Origin of the sequence: Acetobacter okinawensis JCM 25146, assembly GCF_000613865.1 — a bacterium.
GTDB lineage: Bacteria > Pseudomonadota > Alphaproteobacteria > Acetobacterales > Acetobacteraceae > Acetobacter > Acetobacter okinawensis.
Genome location: NZ_BAJU01000097.1, coordinates 1 through 2,501, shown reverse-complemented (window position 1 = coordinate 2,501; position 2,501 = coordinate 1). Strand labels below are relative to the sequence as shown.

General features: G+C 62.7%; 5 protein-coding genes and 1 pseudogene. All 6 read right to left on the bottom strand.

Annotated features, from left to right (window positions below):
• A pseudogene (locus JCM25146_RS15770) lies at nt 1–192 on the bottom strand (hypothetical protein); the annotation flags it as partial.
• Complete coding sequence (locus JCM25146_RS20250) at nt 179–493, bottom strand: hypothetical protein (protein ID WP_025829239.1); 315 nt, start codon at nt 491–493, stop codon at nt 179–181. The pseudogene JCM25146_RS15770 and the gene JCM25146_RS20250, both read right to left, overlap by 14 nt.
• Nucleotides 480–629, bottom strand: coding sequence for a terminase small subunit-like protein (locus tag JCM25146_RS22680; protein WP_159102019.1), 150 nt, complete (start codon nt 627–629; stop codon nt 480–482). Before JCM25146_RS22680 ends, JCM25146_RS20250 begins: the two co-directional genes overlap by 14 nt.
• A 1-nt stretch (nt 630) precedes the next feature.
• A complete protein-coding gene (locus tag JCM25146_RS15755; protein WP_148299133.1) occupies nt 631–1,050 on the bottom strand; it encodes a hypothetical protein in 420 nt (139 codons plus the stop codon).
• Between the two features lie 191 nt (nt 1,051–1,241).
• Nucleotides 1,242–1,865: a hypothetical protein gene (locus JCM25146_RS20245; protein WP_025829236.1), complete on the bottom strand. Its 624-nt coding sequence runs from the start codon at nt 1,863–1,865 to the stop codon at nt 1,242–1,244.
• Nucleotides 1,866–1,952: 87 nt separating this feature from the next.
• Nucleotides 1,953–2,501: hypothetical protein (locus JCM25146_RS22675; protein ID WP_035372969.1), on the bottom strand; the 549-nt coding region annotated here is incomplete at its 5' end.

Genomic DNA, 2,501 nt, shown 5'->3' with positions numbered 1-2,501 from the left:
ATGCGTTGCGGGTTCCATCTGCCACAGGCCCAAAGCGGGACCGCCACCATTCTGCCTGAGCCACACAAGCCCGCTTTCCACCAGTGCTGTGCCGGTGAGCAAATTGAGTGCCGCACTCCCCCCAAGGCCGGGCTGGGCCAGCACGGGGCGCACCACAAGCGCTTTGAACTGCGCCAGATCAAGGCCCTGCATGGGCGGCTCCCTGCTGCGGCGTATCCCACGGTTCGCGCAGGTGCAGCCAGTGCACCCATACGGTGCTCGCCACCTCCTGGTCCGAGAGCAGGGTGGAACCGACAGCCGCCCCAACGGTACACAAAAGCCCCGCCACAACCGCCAGTTTGCGCCACCGGCGCAGGCTGTCCTCGGCAAGCTGGTTCTGCTTTTTCTGGGCACCTGTGTGTTCGGCTATCTGCTGTGTCAGGCTGGTCAGGGCACGGCGGGTGTCCGCTGCCTCCACCGCGCGGTTGCGCTCAAACGCTTCAGCCGCCAGCACGGGCGTAACGGCTGGCAAGGGCGGGACTGGCACGCAGGCTGGCGCGCATGTGCTCCCATGTGGGCATGCCCGCGCCGGTGCTGATCTGGCGCAGGGTCTGCCCCTCCTCCGCCTGACTGAAGATGTGCTCCCACACCTCAGGCGTAATAGGCGGGTCGGGTTTGTGTGCTGCGTGGTCTTGTGTTTTTTTGCATGCAGGCATGGGCGTGCCCCTTACTGTATGGTCGGCTCCGAGGTGGCCAGCCCCCCTCCGCCTTCTGGGCGCTGCCCTCCCGCAGGATCATGGCCTGAATGCGCTGCATGGCGGGCTGGGGCAGTTGCCCCACAACGGCGCCCCGCACGGCCCGCTCGCTTACAACGCAGCGCACGCGCACCTCTGGCGGCAGATTGGCCTGTGCGCTCTCGCACCACGAAAGGGCAACATCGGCCCTGTGTCGGGTTGTTTCCGCCTCTGGCACCAAAAAGCAGAGCAGTGCCTGCCCTGCGCGCACACCAACGCATACCGCATCCGTGCGGTGCAGGCGCACCACATCGGCATAGCTGACTGACCGGGTCATGTTTTTTCCAGATAATAAAAAAGCGGCCAGTGCGCCGCGCAAAAACCGGGCCATAAAAAAAGCCGCCCGGTGAGGCGGCTTTTTGCGATCTGGCGCAGGAATTCCAATGTAGGTATTTACATACGCAGGCTGCGCGCACATGGCAAGCGAAAAAAAACACAAGCTCGCGTTTTTTTCGCAATACCGTGTTTTCAGCCTATCTTTTTTTCCATCACACGCGAGCTTTCTCCCTGTTTTTTGCGCGGTGTTGCCTGTGTGGTGCGCGTCCGGCGCAGGCTGGCATAAAACCCTTCCAGCTGCTCCAGCAGCATGGCACACTGGGCCGAGACCTTAAGCCGCGACCGCGCATCCGACAGGTGTGGAAAAAGAACTCGTCCCATCTGCATAAATGACAACTCATCAACCAGCATCAGCTTCAGCCGCACCTGCGCGCACAGGCCCAGCGCGTGACGCATATCGCTCAGGCGGCCAGCCGCGTGGGCACGCGTCATCTGCCACGACACGTCATCATGCCGGGTCAGGTTATTGGCTGTGTGGCCGGGGGCATATTCAATATGCCCGACAGAGGCAAACACCCAGTCCCTGTACCACCGCTCGGCTGCATTGGCCGCATCCTGCGTAATATCGCGCGCAGTAAGCAAAGCCTGCACCGTACCCAGCACCCGTAGCGGTGCATCGGGTCCGCAACCGTGCGTAACAAACACGGATTTTGCCATCCGTTCAGGCGTGGGGCCGCACCCGGCCTGCGTGGACAAAAAACCGGCAGAAGCCACAGAACCCTGCTTTTTGGAAATCTGCCTATGCGATGTGCTCATTTTGTATAAAATCCTTGTCTGCCCGGCTGCCAGAATGCTGGCGCAACAGGCTGTAAAACATTCACTCTTTTGTTACTCATGGCGGATTCAGGGCTGGTTTTTCATACAATCCACATTATCCACAGGGTTGTACACAGGCTGGGGTGCTTGCTGCTGCTCCCATAATGCCCAGCGCCGCTCCTGTGCCTGCGCGCGCAGCACGCGCTGGTCAGCATCCGCCACAAGCAGGCGCAACCGGCCATGGGTCACCCGGGCCATGCCGCATTGCTCCTCCAGCAAGGTCACAAGCTGTGCCGCGGACGGAAAAAACGTAAACGCCACCAGCGCCCGACGGACGGACACCGCATTCCACGCCAGTGCGGGCACTGTGGCGCAGGCCGCTGCCAGTGCGCCACAGCGCAGGTGCAGGGCCACACCGGGCAGCGGGTTGACCACGCCTGCGTTCAGCATTTCTGCAAACTCCTCGACCAGTGCGCTCACTTGCGGTTCGGGCAATGGAGCCAGTGCGCGGGCATAGGCAGGCAATGCAGCCCGGGCCTCCGCCTCCAGCGCTACAGAGGGGGCAAACCCGCCGGGCCGTAACGCGGCCAGATGGGTCGCCAGCGCGGGGCTGAGCGCGGGCAGCACAATGCGGGG

Bases quoted from the DNA above. Each gene is read 5' to 3' on its own strand.
- JCM25146_RS20245 (WP_025829236.1), bottom strand. From the start codon at position 1,865: ATGAGCACATCGCATAGGCAGATTTCCAAAAAGCAGGGTTCTGTGGCT.
- JCM25146_RS15755 (WP_148299133.1), bottom strand. From the start codon at position 1,050: ATGACCCGGTCAGTCAGCTATGCCGATGTGGTGCGCCTGCACCGCACG.